Source organism: Streptomyces sp. NPDC029674 (assembly GCF_044903205.1).
Lineage (GTDB): Bacteria > Actinomycetota > Actinomycetes > Streptomycetales > Streptomycetaceae > Streptomyces.
Genome location: NZ_JBJDPY010000010.1, coordinates 244,669 through 264,178 on the forward strand (window position 1 = coordinate 244,669; position 19,510 = coordinate 264,178).

At 71.4% G+C, this 19,510-nt stretch carries 14 protein-coding genes and 1 pseudogene; 5 read left to right on the forward strand and 10 right to left on the reverse strand.

What is annotated here, in order from left to right:
- The first annotated feature begins 67 nt into the window (after nt 1-67).
- Nucleotides 68-1,120 (forward strand): DUF3533 domain-containing protein, encoded by a 1,053-nt coding sequence (locus tag ACI2L3_RS24880; RefSeq protein ID WP_404754595.1) that lies wholly within the window; start codon nt 68-70, stop codon nt 1,118-1,120.
- Nucleotides 1,121-1,196: 76 nt separating this feature from the next.
- On the opposite strand, the gene ACI2L3_RS24885 is transcribed toward ACI2L3_RS24880, so the two are convergent.
- From ACI2L3_RS24885 to ACI2L3_RS24915, 7 genes are all read right to left on the reverse strand, one after another.
- Nucleotides 1,197-2,279, reverse strand: coding sequence for a S1 family peptidase (locus tag ACI2L3_RS24885; protein WP_404754596.1), 1,083 nt, complete (start codon nt 2,277-2,279; stop codon nt 1,197-1,199).
- 278 nt (nt 2,280-2,557) lie between these two features.
- Nucleotides 2,558-3,394: a slipin family protein gene (locus ACI2L3_RS24890; RefSeq protein WP_404754597.1), complete on the reverse strand. Its 837-nt coding sequence runs from the start codon at nt 3,392-3,394 to the stop codon at nt 2,558-2,560.
- Between the two features lie 144 nt (nt 3,395-3,538).
- Nucleotides 3,539-4,444 (reverse strand): S1 family peptidase, encoded by a 906-nt coding sequence (locus tag ACI2L3_RS24895; RefSeq protein WP_404754598.1) that lies wholly within the window; start codon nt 4,442-4,444, stop codon nt 3,539-3,541.
- Between the two features lie 169 nt (nt 4,445-4,613).
- Nucleotides 4,614-5,933: an NtaA/DmoA family FMN-dependent monooxygenase gene (locus ACI2L3_RS24900; protein ID WP_404754599.1), complete on the reverse strand. Its 1,320-nt coding sequence runs from the start codon at nt 5,931-5,933 to the stop codon at nt 4,614-4,616.
- Nucleotides 5,930-7,000 carry an LLM class flavin-dependent oxidoreductase gene (locus tag ACI2L3_RS24905; protein ID WP_404754600.1) on the reverse strand — a complete coding sequence of 357 codons (1,071 nt, stop codon included), beginning with the start codon at nt 6,998-7,000 and terminating at the stop codon, nt 5,930-5,932. Before ACI2L3_RS24905 ends, ACI2L3_RS24900 begins: the two co-directional genes overlap by 4 nt.
- A 20-nt stretch (nt 7,001-7,020) precedes the next feature.
- Nucleotides 7,021-8,787 (reverse strand): FAD/NAD(P)-binding protein, encoded by a 1,767-nt coding sequence (locus ACI2L3_RS24910; protein WP_404754601.1) that lies wholly within the window; start codon nt 8,785-8,787, stop codon nt 7,021-7,023.
- 538 nt (nt 8,788-9,325) lie between these two features.
- The gene (locus tag ACI2L3_RS24915; protein WP_404754602.1) at nt 9,326-10,618 is read right to left on the reverse strand and encodes a DUF5685 family protein; all 1,293 of its coding nucleotides are present in this window, start codon (nt 10,616-10,618) and stop codon (nt 9,326-9,328) included.
- Between the two features lie 291 nt (nt 10,619-10,909).
- Between ACI2L3_RS24915 and ACI2L3_RS24920 the strand changes: the two genes are divergently transcribed.
- Nucleotides 10,910-11,359 carry a cell division protein SepF gene (locus ACI2L3_RS24920; protein WP_404754603.1) on the forward strand — a complete coding sequence of 150 codons (450 nt, stop codon included), beginning with the start codon at nt 10,910-10,912 and terminating at the stop codon, nt 11,357-11,359.
- A 12-nt stretch (nt 11,360-11,371) separates the two neighbouring features.
- Here ACI2L3_RS24920 and ACI2L3_RS24925 read toward each other — a convergent pair whose 3' ends face one another.
- Both ACI2L3_RS24925 and ACI2L3_RS24930 read right to left on the reverse strand, forming a co-directional pair.
- Nucleotides 11,372-12,568, reverse strand: a complete 1,197-nt coding sequence (locus ACI2L3_RS24925; protein WP_404754604.1) for an acyl-CoA dehydrogenase family protein — start codon at nt 12,566-12,568, stop codon at nt 11,372-11,374.
- 254 nt (nt 12,569-12,822) lie between these two features.
- Nucleotides 12,823-14,463: an MFS transporter gene (locus ACI2L3_RS24930; RefSeq protein WP_404754605.1), complete on the reverse strand. Its 1,641-nt coding sequence runs from the start codon at nt 14,461-14,463 to the stop codon at nt 12,823-12,825.
- Nucleotides 14,464-14,692: 229 nt separating this feature from the next.
- On the opposite strand from ACI2L3_RS24930, the gene ACI2L3_RS24935 reads away from it, so the two are divergent.
- Both ACI2L3_RS24935 and ACI2L3_RS24940 read left to right on the forward strand, forming a co-directional pair.
- Nucleotides 14,693-15,841: a glycosyltransferase family 39 protein gene (locus tag ACI2L3_RS24935; protein WP_404754606.1), complete on the forward strand. Its 1,149-nt coding sequence runs from the start codon at nt 14,693-14,695 to the stop codon at nt 15,839-15,841.
- A gap of 249 nt (nt 15,842-16,090) precedes the next feature.
- Nucleotides 16,091-17,119, forward strand: a complete 1,029-nt coding sequence (locus ACI2L3_RS24940) for a phosphatase PAP2 family protein (protein ID WP_404754607.1) — start codon at nt 16,091-16,093, stop codon at nt 17,117-17,119.
- 175 nt (nt 17,120-17,294) lie between these two features.
- Here ACI2L3_RS24940 and ACI2L3_RS24945 read toward each other — a convergent pair whose 3' ends face one another.
- Nucleotides 17,295-17,510: an I78 family peptidase inhibitor gene (locus ACI2L3_RS24945; RefSeq protein ID WP_404754608.1), complete on the reverse strand. Its 216-nt coding sequence runs from the start codon at nt 17,508-17,510 to the stop codon at nt 17,295-17,297.
- Between the two features lie 453 nt (nt 17,511-17,963).
- Between ACI2L3_RS24945 and ACI2L3_RS24950 the strand changes: the two are divergent.
- A pseudogene (locus ACI2L3_RS24950) lies at nt 17,964-19,493 on the forward strand (cbb3-type cytochrome c oxidase subunit I); the annotation flags it as partial.
- Between the last annotated feature and the right edge of the window lie 17 nt (nt 19,494-19,510).

Below are 19,510 nucleotides of genomic sequence, written 5' to 3' on the forward strand. Positions count from 1 at the left end.
GCCCGAGACGTCGTCCGTTCGGCCCATCCCACCTGCGGAGACGCCCCGCGACCCGGAGCGTGGGGGCATGAGGTTCGCCGACGAATTGAAGAGCGCCGTCACTCCGCGAGCAGCCCTGCTCGTCATCGGCGTACTCGCCCTGCAACTGCTGTTCATCGCCTCCTACGTAGGAGCCCTGCACCATCCGGAACCGAGAGACGTGCCCTTCGGGGTCGTCGCCCCGGGTCCCGCGGCCGAGCAGACGTCCGACCGCCTCGAGAAGCTCCCCGGCGACCCCCTCGACACCCGCGTCCTCAAGGACGAGGCCGCGGCCCGCCGCCAGATCATGAACCGCGACATCGACGGCGCCCTGCTCGTCGACCCGCGCGGCACCACCGACACCCTCCTGGTCGCCTCCGGCGGCGGCACCGCCCTCTCCAGGACCCTCACCGAGCTCGTCACCGAGGCCGACGCCGCCCAGAAGCGCACGGTGAAGACCGTCGACGTGGCCCGGGCGTCGAACCAGGACTTCAACGGCCTCTCGTCCTTCTACCTGGTCGTCGGCTGGTGCGTCGGCGGCTACCTGTGCGCGTCGATCCTCGCGATCAGCGCGGGCTCCCGGGCCTCCAACGTGCCGCGCGCGGTCATCAGGCTCGGCACCATGGCGCTCTACTCGATCGTCGGCGGGCTCGGCGGCGCGGTCATCATCGGGCCGATCCTCGGCGCCCTGCCGGGCAGCGTCATGGGCCTGTGGGGCCTCGGCACCCTGGTGATCTTCGGGGTCGGCGCGATCACGCTCGCCCTCCAGGCGCTCACCGGCATCGTGGGCATCGGCCTGGCCGTCCTCCTCATCGTCATCGCGGGCAACCCGAGCGCGGGCGGCGCCTTCCCGCTGCCGATGCTGCCGCCCTTCTGGCAGGCGATCGGGCCCTGGCTGCCGCCGGGCGCCGGCACCTGGGTGGCACGCTCCATCGCGTACTTCGAGGGGAACTCGGTCACCCGGCCGCTGCTCGTCCTCTCCGCCTGGGCGGTCCTCGGCGTCGTCGTCACCCTCGCCCTGTCCGCCCGGCGCAGGACGCGCAGCGGCTCCATCGACCTGAGCGGCACGAACTACGGCAGGGGCAGCACAGTCATCGAGTAGCCGCCGGACCAGGCACGGCAAAGCCCCGCCCCCGCTTTCACGGGGGCGGGGCCTTTCCGCGACCGGTCCGACCGACTCAGCCGATCTCGGCCCCGTACGCGCTCAGCGCCTCGGGAACCGGCTGGAAGAAGGTCTCTCCGCCGGCGGAGCAGTCACCGCTGCCGCCCGAGGTGAGACCCAGCGCGGTGTCGTCGGCGAAGAGCGCGCCGCCGCTGTCGCCGGGCTCGGCACAGACGGTGGTCTGGATCAGACCGTCGACCTGGCCCTCCTGGTAGTTCACCGTCGCGTCGAGCGCGGTGACCTCGCCGTCGTGGACCTGCGTGGTGCTGCCGCTGCGCGTCACCTTCTGTCCGACGGTGGCGTCCCCGGCCTTGCTGATCGCCTGGGAGCTGCCGTTGTAGAGGTTCACCTCGCTCGGGTGCGGGGTGTCGGCCGTGTACTTCACGAGGGCGTAGTCGTTGCCCGGGAAGCTCGACTCCTCCGTGGCGCCGATCTCCGAGCCGCCCTGCGAGTCGGACCAGCTCTTGACCGCGTTGCCGCAGTGGCCGGCCGTCAGGAAGTACGGCTCGCCGCCCTTGACGACGTTGAACCCGAGCGAGCAGCGCGAGCCGCTCCCCCAGATCGCGTCGCCGCCCGCGAGGAAGGCCTTGTACTCGCCCTTGCTGTGCTTGAGCTCGGCCTTGCCGCCGAGGCTCTTCACGACCGAGGTGACCTTGTCGAGCTTCGCGCCGCCGACCGTGCGGTCCGCCGTGACGACGATCTTGTTCGTGGCCGGGTCCATCGCCCATGAGGTGCCGGGCACGGCGGCCTTGTCGTCGAGCGTCGCGCGGGCGCTCTTCAGCTCGGCGAGGGAGTTCTTCACGATTCTGGCCCTGCCGCCCGCCGACTCGACGGTGTCGGCGGCGTCCTGGTTCAGCACGTTCACGACGAGGGCCTTGGCCTTCGCGTCGTAGTACGTGCCCGCGGCGTCCGCGCCGAGGTCCTTGCCGAGGGCCGAGGCGAGCTTTCCGGCCTTCGCCACCGAGAGGGTGTCCGGTGTGGGCGTCGGGGAGTTCTCGCTCGCGTTCGCAGTCTGGAAGGTGATTCCCGCGGCGACCAGCGCGGCGATGCCCGCGCCTGCCACGGCGGCACGCCGCTTGGGTATGCGTCGGTGCTTCAAAACTCACGACCTCCTGTGGGGGGAACGGCTCGCCGGGCGTGGGGGCCTGACGGGCCGCAAGGTTGCACCGCACGGAGTTGCCACGCTGAAAAAGCCGCGTCCATGCCAAAGTTGCCTCGTCTACTATCCCGAGCGCATCCGGTAGCACACAAGGTCGACTTCAGGACGCGCACGCGAGATCGACAGTGCGCCCCCCGCACAACGAGTGAGCCCGGTCACGCCACGTCGGTTCCCGTTGCAAACACCGCGCGCGAGGAACGGTCGTCAGCCTGTGAGGACTAGTCCTGTCCGGTTGTCGACCCTTCCACCGGGGGTACCTGCGGCGGCTGTTGCTGCTGTGGCTGCTGCGGCAGGTTCTGCTGGGCCCGCTCCAGGAAGCGGAGCAGCTCCACCGGGAAGGGCAGGACGAGGGTGGAGTTCTTCTCGGCGGCGACGGCCACCACGGTCTGCAGGAGCCGCAGTTGGAGCGCGGCGGGCTCCTCCGCCATCTCGTGGGCGGCCTCGGCGAGCTTCTTGGAGGCCTGGAGTTCGGCATCGGCGTTGATGACGCGGGCGCGCCGCTCGCGGTCGGCCTCGGCCTGCCGGGCCATGGAGCGCTTCATGGTCTCGGGCAGCGACACGTCCTTGATCTCGACGCGGTCGATCTGCACGCCCCACCCGATGGCCGGCGAGTCGATCATCAGCTCCAGGCCCTGGTTGAGCTTCTCGCGGTTGGACAGCAGGTCGTCCAGATCGCTCTTGCCGATGATGGAGCGCAGCGACGTCTGCGCCATCTGCGAGACCGCGAAGCGGTAGTCCTCCACCTGCACGACCGCCTCCGCGGCGTCGACCACCTTGAAGTAGATGACCGCGTCGACCCGGACCGTGACGTTGTCGCGCGTGATGCCGTCCTGCGCCGGCACCGGCATCGTCACGATCTGCATGTTGACCTTGCGGAGCCGGTCCACGAACGGCACGATCATGGTGAACCCCGGCCCGCGCACGGAGCGTTGCAGCTTTCCGAGGCGCAGCACCACACCCCGCTCGTACTGCTTGACGACGCGCGCCGCCGCCATCACGTAGACCACTCCGACCGACCCGAGGGTCAGTCCCGCCGCCACCAGCTCCTCGACCATGCCGGCCCCCCAGGGTCCGAATTGGGCGTGTTGGCCGTTCTCTTCGAAGGTAGCCCTCCCCCAGGACAAGAGCGAGCCCCCGCCCGGTGTCCGGACGGGGGCTCACCCGCTGCTGGCTGCGGCCTCGAACGCCGTTCCCAGGACTCAGTAGACGCTCACGCTGTAGGCGCGCAGCGCCTCGGTGACCGGCTGGAAGAAGGTCGTGCCGCCCGACGAGCAGTTGCCGCTGCCGCCGGAGGTCAGGCCCAGCGCCGTGGTGCCCGAGTACAGCGGGCCGCCGCTGTCGCCCGGCTCGGCGCAGACCGTGGTCTTGATCATGCCGTAGACGACGTCGCCGCCACCGTAGTTGACCGTCTGGTTCAGCGCGGTGACGCGGCCGCTGTGCGTACCGGTCGTGGAACCGCGCCGGGTGACGTTCTGCCCGACGGTGGGATCGGCGGCGCGGGTGATGTCCTGGCTGCCCACGGTGCCGGACTTGGTGATCGAGTTGTTGGTGTACCGCACGATGCCGTAGTCGTTGGTCGGGAAGCTGGAGCCCGACGTGGTGCCGAGCACGGTGGTCCGCGCCGAGTTGGCGTACCAGGTGGTCGCCCCGTCGGTGCAGTGCCCGGCGGTCAGGAAGTAGTAGGCGCCCGCGCTGTTGCGCACGTTGAAGCCGAGCGAACAGCGCCAGCTGCTCGCGTAGATCGCGTCGCCGCCGGAGATGTACTTCTGGAACTTGCCCGGGGTGCGCTCGATCTTCAGGGCGTCGGCATTGGCTCCAGCCGCGTCCTTGAGCTCGGCGATCTCGGACTTGGAGACCGTGCTGTCGGCGGTGACGACGACCTGCTTGGTCTTCGGGTCGACACCCCAGGCGGTGCCCGCGACATCGGCGTCGAGGACGGCGTCGCTCGCCTGTTCCAGCTGGGACGCGCTGAAGGACGCCATGCCGTCCTGGGCGTTGGCCGCGGGCACGGCGAGCGCTCCGGCGGCGACAAGTCCGGTGGCTATGGCGAGCAGACGGGTGCGTCTCGCCGTGCCGCTGTGGGGGATGGTGCGCTTGATCCTCACGTTGTTCCCTCCCGAGGGAAGTCAGTGGGTCCTTGTGGGTTGAGGACCCGTGAGGCGCAGCCAAAGAGCAAGCCCGGATTCCGGATACGCCGTGCTCCTGACAAGCGCTGCTCGGGAGTATTGAGGGGCGGACACCAGCCGCACAAGGGCGCCTTTCGGCCGCGACCGGTCACTCCTTCCCCGTGGGCGCGCGCAGTCCGAGGTGGGAGCGCAGCGTCGTACCCCGGTACTCCGTGCGGTATGCGCCGCGCTCCTGGAGCAGCGGCACCACCTTGTCGACGAAGTCGTCGAGGCCTCCCGGGGTGAGGTGCGGGACGAGGATGAAGCCGTCGGCGGCGTCGGCGCGCACGAACTCCGTGAGGTCGGCGGCGACCCGGTCCGGGGTGCCGACGAAGGACTGGCGGGCCGTGGTCTCGATGACGGTCTGCCGGATGGAGAGCCCCTTGGCCTCGGAGAGCGCCCGCCACTTCGCGGCGACGGCGAGGGGATCGCCGGTCTTCACCCGGCCCTGGACCAGCTGCGACTCCGGGTCCGGGTCGATGTCGGGCAGCGGCCCGTCCGGGTCGTACGCGGAGAGGTCCACGCCCCACACCTGCTCCAGGGCGAGGATCGCGTTCTGCGGTGAGACCTGCTGCCGGCGGATCCCGGCGGCCTTCTCCTGCGCCTCGGCGGCGGTGTCGCCGAGGACGCAGGTGACGCCTGGCATGATCTTCAGGTCGTCGGCGGTCCGGCCGTACTTCGCGAGGCGCCCCTTCACGTCGGCGTAGAACTCCCGGCCGGCCTCCAGCGTGCCGTGCCGGGTGAAGACGACGTCGGCGGCCGACGCGGCGAACTCCCGCCCCTCCGGCGAGTCGCCCGCCTGGATCACGACGGGGTGCCCCTGCGGGGAGCGCGGCACGGTGAATTCGCCCTCGATCGCGAAGTGTTCGCCGTGGTGCGCGAAGGGCCGCGGCCGGCCCTGCGGCGTCCAGGAGTCCCACAGCTCGCGCGCCGTCGCCAGGAACTCGGCGGCGCGCGTGTACCGGTCGGCGCGGTCGAGGTAGCCGCCGCGCCGGAAGTTCTCGCCGGTGAAGGCGTCCGACGTGGTGACCACGTTCCAGGCGGCGCGGCCCGCGCTCAGGTGGTCGAGGGAGGCGAACCTGCGGGCCAGTTCGAAGGGTTCGTTGAAGGTCGCGTTGACGGTGCCGGCGAGGCCGAGCCGGTCGGTGACGGCGGCGAGCGCGGTCAGGACGGTGAGCGACTCCGGCCGTCCGACCACGTCCAGGTCGTGGATCCGCCCCTTGTGCTCGCGCAGCCGCAGCCCCTCCGCCAGGAAGAAGAAGTCGAAGAGACCGCGCTCGGCGGTGCGGGCCAGCGCCTCGAAGGAGGAGAAGTCGATGTGCGAGCGGGATCTCGGGTCGGACCAGACGGTGGTGCTGTTGACCCCGGGGAAGTGGGCGGCCAGGTGTATCTGCTTCGGCCGCCGTGTCGTCTCGGCTCGCTGTGTCATGCGGACTCCTTCGCGCGTGCGGCGTAACGGTTGGCCGGCCGGGCGAGCCCCAGGTGTTCGCGGAGCGTGCTGCCCGGATAGAAGGTGCGGAACAGGCCGCGGTGCTGGAGCAGCGCGACGGTGCCGTTGACGAGCCGCTCCAGGTCCCGGCGCGGCTCGACGGGCGTGAGGTGGAAGCCGTCGACGGCGCCCGCGCGGTGCCAGTCGGCGATGAGCTCGGCCAGGTCGACGGGTCCGCCCCGGTAGACGGGCCCGTCGGCGGTGGGCAGCGGCCCGCCCCCGTGCCCCGGCTCGGCGGCGCACTCCCCGCCGCCGAGGTCGACGTGGAGGGCCGCGAACACCAGCAGCGTCCGCGGATCGCGCCCCCACCGTGCGGCCACGCCCCGCAGTTCGGCCCGGGCGGCGTCGGCCCGCGCGGCGGAGGCGACCCGCACGAGGGCGATGTCCGCATGCCGGGCAGCCGTCTCACGGGCCTGCGGCGCGGTCGCGTCGACCACCCGCACCGGGTGGCCCTGCGGCGGCCGCGGCACGATGGACGGGCCGCGCACCGAGAAGCCGCGCCCCTCGAAGTCGACGTAGTGCAGCTTGTCCCGGTCGATGAAGCGGCCGGTCCGCACGTCCCGTATCTCCGCGTCGTCCTCCCAGCTGTCCCACAACCGGGCGGCGACGTCGGCCACTTCACCCGCCTCGCGCCACAGCTCCTCGCGGGACGCGGCGCCGCGCCGCCCGAAGAGCCGGGCCTCGGCCTCGGTCGCCGACACGTCGACCGCCCAGCCGGCCCGCCCGTGGCTGACCCAGTCGAGGGTCGCCACGGCGGCCTGCACGTGGAACGGCTCGGTGTGGGTGGTCGTGACGGTCGGCACCAGGCCGATGCGTCCGGTGCGGGGCGCGAGCGCGGCGGCCACGGCGAGCGCGTCGAGCCCGGGCCGGGCGAAGGAGTCGCCGAGGGTCACGAAGTCCAGCGCCCCGCGCTCGGCGAGCAGCGCCGGTTCGGCGTAGGCGGCGGCTTCGTAGGCCTCGGGCTGGTCGAGGGCGGCGGCGAGGCGGAGGGTGTGTGGCGCGTGCATACGGAAGGCTCCTGTGGGGTTCAGCGGGCCGGGGAGGCGCGCAGGAAGTCGAGTACGGCGCGGGCGGTGGCGTCGTTCTGCCGGAAGGTGGGGCTGTTGGTACGCGGCCGGGTGAACGCGCCCGCGCCGCGCGCGTCGGTGTGCGGGCCGAGCGCGAACCGGCGCGGGTGCGCCGCGCCGGCCCGGTCGAGCACCCGTCCGTCCACCGGGTCGACGGCGAGCAGCCCCGCCGCGGTCGACGCGGCACCCTCGGCGTGCAGGGCGCGCAGCAGCGGGTCGCGGGTGCGGGCGAGGGTGGGCTGCGGCAGCCGCGCCTCGACGAGCGCGCGGGCCTCGGTGACCTGCCCGGGCAGGGTGGGGCTCCGCGCGCGGAACACCCCGCCCTCGGCGGCGACCCGCACGTCGGCGCCGAGGAACCGCACGACTCCGGCGCGGGAGAGCGCGAGCAGCTGCCGCAGCCGGGGTCCTGGCGGCCCGGACGCGAGGTAGCTGAAGAAGCCGTGCCACCACGGCCCCACGTCGCCGAGCCGCACCAGCTGCCCGTAGACGGAGAGCAGCCCGAGGAAGACGGCGAGGTCGGGGCTGTGTCCGGGGTCGTGCCTGCGGGCGAGGTCGGCGGCGATGTGGCCGCGCAGCCCGTCCTGCAGCGCCTCGTACGAGGTGTGGCGCACCCCGGCGAGGGGGTGGTCGAGCGCCGTGAGGTCGAGCCGGTCGGCGGGGTCGGGCACGGCGGAGGCGATGAGGGCGTCCAGCGCGGGGCTGCCGGGCTCGCACGCCTCGTACTTCTCGTCGAAGTCCGTCCAGGCGGTCCGGGTGCGCTCGGGGTGGGCGGTGAAGAGGCGGTGGTAGTGGGCGAAGCCGAGCTCCTTCTCGACGAGCGGCCACACGTCCCGCCCGAAGTCGAACCCGCCGGGGGCGGCGAGGAGCGCGTCGATCTCGGCGGGCCCCAAGTAGCGCGGCAGCGGCGGCCGTTCGCCGTCCCAGTCGTAGCCGATCTTCGAGCGGTAGGGGACGCCGCGCCGCGAACCGACGTACAGGACGGGCTCACGCCCCGAGGGCAGGTACGTGCCGTTCGCGTACCGTCCGCCGCGCCCCTCGGTGAGCAGCACCATCAGGTCGACGAAGGCGAGGCCGAAGCCGCGCACGATGACGGGTGCGCCGGGCGCGAGCCGTGACAGGTCGCTGTCGGCGGTGAAGTCGGGCGGCAGGTGGACGAGTCCGTTGCGCTCGGCGTACGCGGCCAACGCGGCCTGCTCCGGGTCGAGTTCGGCGTCCAGGTGCCCTTGGGCGAGGATGACGAGGTCGGCGGCGAGGGGCTCCGCGACGCCCTCCAGGGTCACCTCCTGGCGGGTGTCGCGCGCCCCGGTGACGCGCAGGGCCCTGCGCGGGTGGTGGTGGACGGCGACGCCCGCGGGCAGGGCGGCCACGGCTCTCTCGTACACCCAGCGCAGGTAGTCGCTCTGTTCGCGGCGGCCGAGGAAGGCACGCCCGTCGCGCCCGGCCCACTCGTGCAGGGCGGGGCCCGGCAGGACAGGACCCGCCACCTCCACCGTGTCGTCGGTGAACATCGTGACGTCCTGGGCCTGCGAGTTCATCCAGAGCAGCGGCGACTGGTCGCGCCGCCAGACGCGGCCGCCGCCCGGCGGGTAGGGGTCGACAAGGTGGATGTCCAGACCTGGACTCCCGGGGACCGAATCTCCGTACAGCTCAGGCGCGTTGGCGCCGATGCGCTCCAGGATTCCGGTGGCGCGCGGGCCCGCCCCCACGATCACCAGCGAGCGCCTCATCGGGCGACGGGGGTGGCGGGGAGGGCGAGCGGGGGGCTCTCAAGGGTGCCGGAAGGCATGCGGAAGGCTCCGTGGTGACAGAAGACCGAACACGGGTGACGCCTTCACACGGACCGAGCCCCTCAGCACGATCCGCCCCGAGATTACGGTCTCCTTCACGCGCACTGTCAAGGCTGTCCAGCACACTGTCCAGCATATGAGCCGCACGTCTCACGGCAGTTGACGCGGAAACGGATGCCTGTTCCACTTGGGCCATGCATCCGCAGCAGTGGCTGGTCACGCGCTCCCACATCGACTTCGGTCGAGTGTGGTCGGCGTCCTGTTGATGCTCTTCTGATGCCCTTCTGAGCCGACCCGCCGCGCGTTTCCCGCACTTCCGTGCGCTGCCTCCTGCGGTCGGCACCCCCCGCGCTCTCCTCACGACGCCGCGCGTCCGCACGACGTCGCCCTCGCCTTCACACGCGTACGCCGCCGCCCACTTCCGTCACGGGCGACGGCACCCCTCCCTCGTACGTCCGCTCCACCCGGCCGGGCCGGGCTACAGCCCGCAGTCGCAGCAGGAACAGCACTCACAGATACCGCAGCAGCCACAGTCGCAGTCGCCGCAGTTGCTGCAGCAGCCCTCGCGCTTCTTGCGTGACCAGGGGCCTTCGTACTCGTCGGCACAGCACATCTTGCAGGTGCAGCAGAGCCCGATGGCGACGGCACACCCCGCCCAGAAGCCGCGCTTGCCGGGCTTCTGGGGCGGCTGCGGCTCGAAGGCGGGCCCGCCACCGAAGCCACCGGGCCCGCCGGGACCGCCGGGGCCACCCGGCCCGACCGGCCCACCGGGCGCGCCGCCCCCGTACGGATTACCGCCTCCGTAGGGATTGTCACCCCCGTACGGATTCTGCGAGCCGTACGGCCCACCCTGCTGCGGCGGCCCGAACGAGCCGCCGCCCTGATGCGCTGTCACCTCATGCGCGTGACCGCACGCGGTCGTCCCGAAGGCCCGGTCGACCGACCTGCCCAGCTCGTGGGCGAGCAGCATGTGCGCCAGCTTGCCGTCGGTGAACTCGGCGTCGCGCAGTGCGAGCCGGATGCCGTGCAGCGCGTCGTCGGCCAGCCGGCGCGCCTCGGTCAGGGACGTGCCCGTCGCGGTGAGCGGGTTCCAGGCGCCCGACGCGGCGTCAGCTTCCCTGTCCTCCACGGCGTCGAGCAGGTGCGCGAGCCTGCCGAAGAGCCGGCCCGCCTCGGCGAGCGGCGCCGCGTTGCCGGGCCGTCCGGCGAGCACGGCGGTGTGCGCGAAGGCCGCGGCGGTCGCGGTCTCGGTCGGCTCGGTGACCGTGAGCAGCGAGCTGCCGGGTCCCGCCAAGGCCTCGATGCCCGCCTGCCGTTCGACGGCGTCGACCAGGACCGCCGTGTCGAACCCCACGTCGGCGCCGGTCCGGGCGCCCGCCCTGTCCCAGTTCCTGGCCACGCGCCGGGCGGCGACGGCCACCGGCTTGCGCGCCAGGAGCCCGTCGCCGTCGACGACATGGTCGCGGACCTTCGCCGACGCGAGCACCAGCGAGACGGCGGCGGCGAGCCGCGCCCCCTCCCCCCGGGCCACGGAGGCCGTCCGCATCCCGCGCAGCGGGCAGGGCCCGGCGGTGCGCCGCCAGCCGGTCGACCGGTCGGCCTGAGCCTCCGTCAGGACCGAGATAATGAGCCCGTCGTAGTTGGTGACGACGCGGGCGAACTGCCCGTGGTCTCCGCGGAGCGCGAGACAGAGGCCGCAGAGGTGCGCCATCCACTGCGTCTTGAGGCCCTCACCGAGGCGGTGGCTGCAGGGCCTGACGATTCCGAACAAGACGACTCCCCCGAGTGGCCCGGATATGATCAACTCCGGCATCGTAGCGAGGGCCTCGTTCACCCGTACGCACCGGCCGTCACCCGTACGCCGTGCACCATCATATTTCACTCACAGTCAGCAGCCGTGCACAGCACGACCCTTGGAGCGCACCGCACATCGGCGTGTTGACTCTGCACCAGTACCGTCACGAAAACCCCGCGCGGCGACTATCCACTTGGCGCATCATCCGCATCATGGACGACGATAGGGATGCGGAATTCAGGGAAACCGCTGCGAGAGGAGGCGTCCATGGGATCGGTGCGCAAGGCGAGTGCCTGGCTTGGCCTCGTCGACGACAACAACGACGAGCGTTACTACGACGACGGCTACGAAGACGACCGGGCCGAGGGACCCGAGCAGCCCGAGGCCTGGGTCACCGACCCGCGCGCGCGGGTGGCGAGTGAGCCTGCCCAGGGCCTGGAGCACCGGATCGGAACCGTGACGCCGGACAGCTTCCGGGACGCGCGCCACATCGGCGAGCTCTTCCGGGACGGCGTCCCGGTCATCATGAACCTGACGTCCATGGAGCCCGCCGACGCCAAGCGCGTGGTCGACTTCGCGGCCGGTCTCACCTTCGGTCTGCGCGGTTCCATCGAGCGCGTGGCCACCCGGGTCTTCCTGCTCACCCCCGCCGACACCCAGATCGTCAACGGCGAGGCCGCGGGCCGCCCCTCGGACGGTTTCTTCAATCAGAGCTAGGGGCAGGGACGCTCACCGGAAGGCATCGAGACCGGTGAGCGCCTTGCCCAGTACGAGCTGGTGCATCTCGGAAGTGCCCTCGTAGGTGAGCACGGACTCGAGGTTCGTCGCGTGCCGCATGACGGGGTACTCGAGCGAGATGCCGTTGGCGCCCAGGATCGTCCTGGCCGTGCGGCAGATCTCGATCGCTTCCCTGGCGTTGTTGAGCTTGCCGAAGCTGATCTGCTCGGGACGGAGCCGCCCCGCGTCCATGCGCCGCCCCAGGTGGTGGGCGAGCAGGACTCCCTTGTGCAGCTCGACCGCCATGTCGGCGAGCTTGGCCTGGGTGAGCTGGAAGCCGCCGATGGGCCGGCCGAACTGCTCACGGCTCTTCGCGTACTCCACGGCCGCCTCGAAGGCGGAGCGGGCCGCGCCCATCGCACCCCAGACGATGCCGTAGCGGGCGTGGGAGAGACAGCTCAGCGGCCCCTTGAGGCCGACGACCTCGGGCAGCACGGCGTCCGCGGGCAACCGCACCTCATCGAGGACCAGCTCGCTGGTGACGCTCGCGCGCAGCGACCACTTGTGCTTGATCTCGGGCGCCGAGAAGCCCTGCGTGTCGGTCGGTACGACGAATCCCCTGATGCCGTCGTCGGTCTGCGCCCAGACGACGGCGACCCCGGCCACCGAGCCGTTCGTGATCCACATCTTCCGCCCGCTGAGCACCCAGTCGGTGCCGTCCTTCTTGGCGTGGGTCCGCATGGACGCCGGGTCGGAGCCGTGGTCCGGCTCGGTGAGCCCGAAGCAGCCGATGATCTCACCGGCGGCCATGCCCGGCAGCCACCGCTGCTTCTGCTCCTCGGAGCCGAAGCGGTGAATGGCGTACATGGCGAGGGAACCCTGCACGGAGACGAGGGAGCGGATGCCGGAGTCGGCGGCCTCCAGCTCCAGACAGGCGAGCCCGTACTGCACCGCACTGGCGCCCGCGCAGCCGTACCCCTCCAGCGACATGCCGAGCGCCCCGATGGAACCGAGCTCCCGCGCGAGCTCGCGGATGCCGGGCAGCTCGCCCTTCTCGTACCAGTCGGCGATGTGCGGCAGAACCCGGTCGGTCGCCCACGTACGGACGGTGTCCCGGATCGCGAGGTCCTCCGGTTCGAGGAGATCGTCGATGCCGAGGGGATCGGCGGGATCGAAGGGCGGCAGAAGGGTTCGGGCACTTACGGACATGCGGGCCTCCGGCAACACAAAACTAGCACTGGTAGTTAGCACGACTCGCGCCGACGTTACGACGCAGTGTCCCGCACGTCCAGAGCCCCTTGAGGGGCCGGGGAACCCGGGCTACCCCAGGGGCGCGGGGAACTGCGCGACCAGCCACACCCAACCCGCACCCAAAGAACAACACCGGCCGACTCAGGGGCGCGGGGAACTGCGCGACCAGCCACAAACCACCCGCACCCGAAGAACCGCCACCCCCCGAAGGCTCACGCGTCCAAGGAAGACCCGGCCCGGACCCTCGCGGGGTCCCGAGGCCCAGGCACCCCCCGCTCCCCCGGCTCAACCCGCCCCGCAGGCACCCCACACTCCATCCCCCGAGGCAACCGCAGCGCCGCCACCGCCCCGAGCAGCAGCAGCCCCGCACTCACCAGCAGAGTCACATGCAGCCCGTGCACGAACGAGTCCCGCGCCGCGGCCCGCAACGCCGCCCCCGAATCCCCGCCGAGCCGCGCAGCGACCTCGTACGCCTCGCCGAGCGAGTGCCCCGCCGCGGCGCTGTCCGCGGCGGACACCCCGGGCACGGAGGAGAGCCCCGGCGTGTACGCCGCGTTCATGACGCTGCCGAGCAGCGCGATACCGATGCCCGCGCCGAGCTGGTAGGACGTCTCGCCGATCGCCGCGGCGCCGCCCGCCTGCGCCGGCGGCGCCTCGCTCAGCATCGACTCGTACGCGCCGAAGAGCGTGGTCTCCAGGCCGAAGCCGAGCAGGACGAAGCCGACGAGGAGCAGCGTGTCGTTGGCGTGCGCGCCCATGCCGGTGAGCAGCAGCACGGCGACCGCGGTGAGGCAGAAGCCGGCGCAGACCATGGTGCGCGGCCCGAGCCCGCCGAGCATCTTCGATCCGGCGAGACCCGCGGCCATCGCGGCGACGGTGAGGGGCACAAGTCGCAGGCCCGTCTCCAGCGGCGAGAGCCCCAGCACGAGCTGGAGGTACTGCGCGGCGATCAGTTCGAGCCCGACCAGGGCGAGCATGGCGAGGACGATGCAGCCGACCGACGTGCTGAACGCGGGCCGCGCGAACATCGACAAGTCGACGAGTGGATGCTTGCGCCGCCGCTGTCTGCGGACGAAGCCGGCGAGCAGGGCGCCGCCGACGGCGAGGGCGACCAGGGTCGTGGCGCCGAGCGGCGACTCGCCGCCGCCGAGCCGCTTCACCCCGAGGACGAGGCCGAAGAGCCCGCCCGCGGCCATCAGCGCGCCGGTCACGTCCCACGGCCCGTTCCTGTCGCCGGTCGACTCGGGCAGGAGCAGGCGTCCGATCGGCAGGCTGACCAGCATCAGCGGGATGTTTATGAGGAAGACCGAGCCCCACCAGAAGTGTTCGAGGAGGAACCCGCCGAGCAGCGGTCCGACGGCCGCGCCGACCGCGGCCACCGCGCTCCAGATGCCGATGGCGAGGGCCCGCTCGCGGCGGTCGGGGAAGACCTGGCGGAGGATCGACAGGGTCGCCGGCATGATCATCGCGCCGCCGACGCCGAGCAGCGCGCGGGCCGCGACGAGGACCTGCGCGTTGTCGGCGAGGGCCGCGATCGCGGAGGCGACGCCGAAGAGGGCGTAGCCGAGGAGTAGGACGCGTCTGCGGCCGACGCGGTCGCCGAGCGTGCCGAAGAGGATGAGGAGCGAGGCGCAGACGAGCGGATAGATGTCGACGATCCACAGCAGTTCGATCGCGCCGGGCTTCAGGTCCTCGGTGACCGCGGGAACCGCGACGTGCAGGACGGTGGCGTCGACGGCGACGAGCAGCAGGCTGACGCAGAGGACGACGAGCACGACCCAGCGGTTGGCCCCGGCACCGGCCCCGGATCCCCGACGGCCCTGCGGTGCTGCGGCCGTGGTCGTCCCGGACATGTGCGTACCTCCCAGTGGTCCCTCGCATCAGCGGCCTGCGGGATGGGAACTCCCTGCTCCGGCGGCACAGACAAGGCGAGTGAGCCGTCAGAGTACGCGAGTCCACCGCTGAGGCACGTGGCGGACCTCTCACGGTTGTACGGATGCGGTGTGGCGTGCACCACGCCGTCGGCTTCCGGCCATGCCCCGCCGAGGTGTCCGGCTGTCCCGACGGCCGATAATCGAGCCCGTGACCGATCTTGATCAACGCCGCACGCCGTCCCGGGCGGGCCACGCACTGCGCCGCGCGGCGCCCGCCCTCCTCGTGTACGCGGGGGTGCGCGCGCTGGGCCTCGCCGTCCTCGCGGTGTGGGGCGCGGCGGTCGGCAAGAGTCCGCACACGCTGCTGTCCGCCCGCTGGGACTCGCTCTGGTACACCCGGGTCGCCGAGCACGGGTACGGCTGGGAGGTGACGCTCCCGGACGGCAGCGTCCACTCGAACCTGGCGTTCTTCCCGCTGCTGCCCTGGCTGGAACGGCTCGTGGCGGCGGTCAGCCCCTTGTCGTACGCCGACGCGGGTCTTGTGGTGAGCTGGCTCGCTTCGCTCTTCGCCGCCGCGGGGATCTTCGCGGTCGCCGACCATGTGTACGGGCGGCGGGCGGGGGTCTGCGCGGTCGCGCTGTGGGCGGTGCTCCCGGTCGGGATCGTGCAGTCGATGGCGTACAGCGAGTCGCTGTTCACGGCGTTCGCCGCGTGGTCGCTGTACGCGGTGGTCAGGGGCCGCTGGGTGGTGGCGGGCGTGCTCGCCTCCGGCGCGGGGCTGACCCGGCCGGTGGGTGCCGCGGTGGTCGCCGCGATCTGGGTGGCGGCGGCCGTGCAGGTATACCGGGAGCGGCGGGCCGACCGGCGCATGCTCCTCGGGGTGGTCCTCGCTCCGCTCGGTGCCGCGGGCTACGTGCTCTGGGTCGGGCACCGCACCGGCGGCGGCCTCCTCGGCTATCTCGACGTCCAGGCGGGCTGGGGCAACGGCTTCGACTTCGGCTACGCCTTCGCGCGTTTCGTCGGGGAGAAGTTCACCTCGGTACCCGGCGCCCTCGCGGGCCTCGGCCTCATCGCGGGTGTCGTCCTGGTCGGTTGGCTGTACGTCCTCGGCGTTCGCGGGAAGCAGCCACTGCCGCTGCTCGTCTACTGCGGGATCGTCGTCGTGCTCGCTCTGTGCGCGGCGGGCTACTTCGGCTCGAAGCCGCGGCTCCTGATGCCCGCGTTCCCGCTGCTGCTGCCGGTCGCGGTGGCGCTGGCCCGGCTGCGTACGTCCAGGTCGGCGCTGGTCCTCGGGGGTGTGGCCGTGCTGAGCGCGGTCTACGGGGCGTTCTGGCTGCACGGCTCGGGCCCGCCCTGATCACGTCATGATCATTTCGGCGGGCTCCCGGTGATCGAACGGGAAATTCCACACCAGGCTCCGGTGAACCAATTTAAAAGAGCCATAAAACAGCACCGGAAATGATCAACCAATTGGGTAAGCGGTCGGTGCTCAATAAAGAATCCACCGGAATAAACCCCCGTCCTGAGATCAATCCCACATCACATCGTCATCACAAAGCCACTGATTCGGCCTAGTGCCGCACTCACTCGCTGTAACGTCGATTGGGTGCGTACCGAACGAAACCTCACCCGTCTTGACCGGGTCTTCGCCCGGCTGGACCGTGAGCCGGAACGACCGGCCCACCTCACCATGCCGAGGATGAGCCGGCACAGGGTCGTGCTCTTCGGCGCGACCCTGGCCTTCTACCTCGCCATCGTCGTCGCCGTGCTGACCACCTCGTGGCTGGTGCGGTTCGACTGGCAGGTCATGTTCTTCCGGCCCTACCAGCAGTGGCCGGAGATCCACGCCTTCCTCGACTACTGGGTCGTCCTCGGCCAGCGCGGCCCGACGGCCGTCATGGTCGCGGCCTGGCTCGGCTGGCGCTCCTGGCGGCAGCACACCCTGCGCCCGCTCCTGATGTTCGGCGCCTCGCTGCTCCTGCTCAACGTCACGGTGGGCGCCGCCAAGATCGGCATGGGCCGCCTCGGCCCGCACTACGCGACCGCGATCGGCTCGAACGAGATGTGGCTCGGCGGCGATATATTCCCTTCGGGCCACACCGCCAACGCCGTCGTGACCTGGGGAATCCTGGCCTACCTCGCCTCCACCCCGCGCACCCGCCGCTATCTGTCGGCGCTGTCCGCGGTGGTCTCGCTGAGCGTCGGCCTCACCACCGTCTACCTCGGTACGCACTGGCTGAGCGACGTCTTCCTCGGCTGGGCCGCGGGCCTGCTCATCCTGCTCGCGCTGCCCTGGTTCGAGTCGCTGATCGCCCGCGTCGAGGCCGTGATCTTCAGCGTCCGCGACTCCTGGCGCGCCCGCCGCGCCGGGATCATCACGGTGCCGGATCCCGCTCCCTCGCCGGTCGGCGCCCCCGCGATGGTGCCGCAGCGCCCGGTCGCGGACGACAGCGTGCCCGCGCGCGAGCCGGTCGGCGCCGCCCGCGGCGGCCGCCCCCCGGCCTATCTGGCGCCGGGCCCGCACACGGCCCGCTCCGAGCGGACCCCCGTCACCCCGGCGGGCAGCCGCCGCCCGCCGCACTCCGACCGCGTGACCCGCGGCACCACGTCGGCCCGCCCGGTGGCGGGTGGCTGACTCCACTGACAGCACAGCCGGCACGACAGCACAGCCGGCACGACAGCGGGGGCCGGTACGCACAGCCCATCCCCCGCACCGCGAAGGCCCCGGTTCCGTTCAGGAGCCGGGGCCTTCTGCCGTGGGTGCTGCCGTGGGTGTGCTGCCGTGGGTGTGCTGCCGTGGTGTGCCTCGCTCAGCCCTTCCAGCAGCGCGTCACGACGCCGTCCTTGACCTCGAAGTTGAGCCGCCCCGCGAGGTACTCCATGGTGATGATCGTGCCCGGGGGCAGCGACCTGACGGTGGACCAGCCGCGCTCGCGCGCCTGCCGCTCGGCGCCGTCGGCCGCCAGGCCCACGTAGCTTTCCGGGCTGTCCTGGGGCTCGGTGGGAGGGGTCGGAATAGGTGCCATGGCCGCCACGTTAGGCCGCGCGGCCCCGGCGGGGGAAGCCCGGGAGGCGGACACCATGCGTCACCGGTACCTCTCCGGTCACGCTTCTGTCACAGGATCACCACGTGCGTTTCGGTCGAACTCCGTCACACGTATGGGCGGTTCCGTCCTTCTACCGACGTAATTCGACGGTGTCTTCGCGTCACTCGGAAGGAGTCATGCGCATCGCCGGAAATGCGCGGTCCTAATGAGATGGCGGGCCCTTTGCGGGCCCTCCGCATTTCCGAATCCCGGGGCCCGCACGGGATGTGACGGGGCATGGGGGAATTCCTCATTCCGGCACCGGTGTCCGCTCACCGGTCACCCGGAACCGGCGTACGCCCCCTGTCGGAGCCGCCGCGACGCGAGCATCATGGCGTGAGCTTCGAACACCCTGCGGGCGGGGCCCGGGACGCGATGGCGAAGGGGCGGGCGATGGGGACCGAGACGGCGCGGGAGACCGGACGACCGGTGCGGGAACAGCGCCCCGGCCGGGTGGTCGTGGACTGGCTGACCACCACGGACCACAAGAAGATCGGTCACCTCTACCTGATCACGTCGTTCGTCTTCTTCCTGCTCGCCGGCGCGCTGGCCCTGCTGATGCGGGCCGAACTGGCCCGGCCGGGGCTGCAGCTGATGAGCAACGAGGAGTTCAACCAGGCCTTCACCATGCACGGCACGATCATGCTGCTGCTCTTCGCGACGCCGACGTTCGCCGGGTTCGCCAACGAGATCATGCCGCTGCAGATCGGCTCGCCCGACGTGGCCTTCCCGCGGCTGAACATGCTCTCGTACTGGCTGTTCCTCTTCGGCGGCCTGATGGTCATCGGCTCGCTGCTGGTGCCGAGCGGGCCCGCCGCGTTCGGCTGGTTCGCGTACGCCCCGCTCAACAGCATGGAGCGGTCGCCGGGCATCGGCGCCGACCTGTGGATCATGGGCCTCGCGCTCTCCGGCTTCGGCACGATCCTCGGCGCGGTGAACTTCCTGACCACCATCATCGGGATGCGCGCACCCGGCATGACCATGTTCCGGATGCCGGTCTTCACCTGGAACGTGCTGTTCACGTCGATCCTGGTGCTTATCGCGTTCCCCGTGCTCGCCGCCGCGCTGCTCGTCCTGGAGGCCGACCGCCGCTTCCACTCGGTCGTCTTCGCCTCGGAGAACGGCGGTGCGCTGCTGTGGCAGCACCTCTTCTGGTTCTTCGGGCATCCCGAGGTCTACATCATCGCGCTGCCGTTCTTCGGCATCATCACGGAGATCATCCCTGTCTTCAGCCGGAAACCGATCTTCGGCTATCTGCCGCTGGTCGGCGCGACGATGGCCATCACCGGGCTCTCCGTGGTCGTGTGGGCGCACCACATGTTCGCCACGGGCGCGGTCCTGCTGCCCTTCTTCGCCTTCATGTCCTTCCTCATCGCGGTCCCAACGGGCGTGAAGTTCTTCAACTGGACGGGCACGATGCTCAGAGGGTCGCTCTCCTTCGAGACGCCCATGCTGTGGGCGGTCGGCTTCCTGGTGAGCTTCCTCTTCGGCGGCCTGACCGGCGTCATCCTGGCCTCGCCGCCGCTCGACTTCCACGTCACCGACTCGTACTTCGTCGTCGCGCACTTCCACTACGTCGTGTTCGGCACCGTCGTCTTCGCGACCTTCGGCGGCTTCTACTTCTGGTGGCCGAAGCTGACGGGCAAGATGCTCGACGAACGGCTCGGGAAGATCCAGTTCTGGACGCTCTTCGTGGGCTTCCACACCACGTTCCTGGTCCAGCACTGGCTGGGCGCCGAGGGCATGCCGCGCCGCTATGCCGACTACCTGGCGGCGGACGGCTTCACGGTGCTCAACACCGTCTCGTCCATCGGGGCGTTCCTGCTCGGCCTCTCCACGCTGCCGTTCCTCTACAACGTCTGGAAGACCGCCAAGTACGGCGAGAAGGTCGACGTCGACGACCCGTGGGGCTTCGGCCGCTCCCTGGAGTGGGCGACCTC

Coding starts and splice junctions, on each gene's coding strand:
- ACI2L3_RS24930 (WP_404754605.1), bottom strand. CDS start 14,463: ATGTCCGGGACGACCACGGCCGCAGCACCGCAGGGCCGTCGGGGATCC.
- ACI2L3_RS24925 (WP_404754604.1), bottom strand. CDS start 12,568: ATGTCCGTAAGTGCCCGAACCCTTCTGCCGCCCTTCGATCCCGCCGAT.
- ACI2L3_RS24920 (WP_404754603.1), top strand. CDS start 10,910: ATGGGATCGGTGCGCAAGGCGAGTGCCTGGCTTGGCCTCGTCGACGAC.
- ACI2L3_RS24945 (WP_404754608.1), bottom strand. CDS start 17,510: ATGGCACCTATTCCGACCCCTCCCACCGAGCCCCAGGACAGCCCGGAA.
- ACI2L3_RS24905 (WP_404754600.1), bottom strand. CDS start 7,000: ATGCACGCGCCACACACCCTCCGCCTCGCCGCCGCCCTCGACCAGCCC.
- ACI2L3_RS24890 (WP_404754597.1), bottom strand. CDS start 3,394: ATGGTCGAGGAGCTGGTGGCGGCGGGACTGACCCTCGGGTCGGTCGGA.
- ACI2L3_RS24880 (WP_404754595.1), top strand. CDS start 68: ATGAGGTTCGCCGACGAATTGAAGAGCGCCGTCACTCCGCGAGCAGCC.
- ACI2L3_RS24900 (WP_404754599.1), bottom strand. CDS start 5,933: ATGACACAGCGAGCCGAGACGACACGGCGGCCGAAGCAGATACACCTG.
- ACI2L3_RS24910 (WP_404754601.1), bottom strand. CDS start 8,787: ATGAGGCGCTCGCTGGTGATCGTGGGGGCGGGCCCGCGCGCCACCGGA.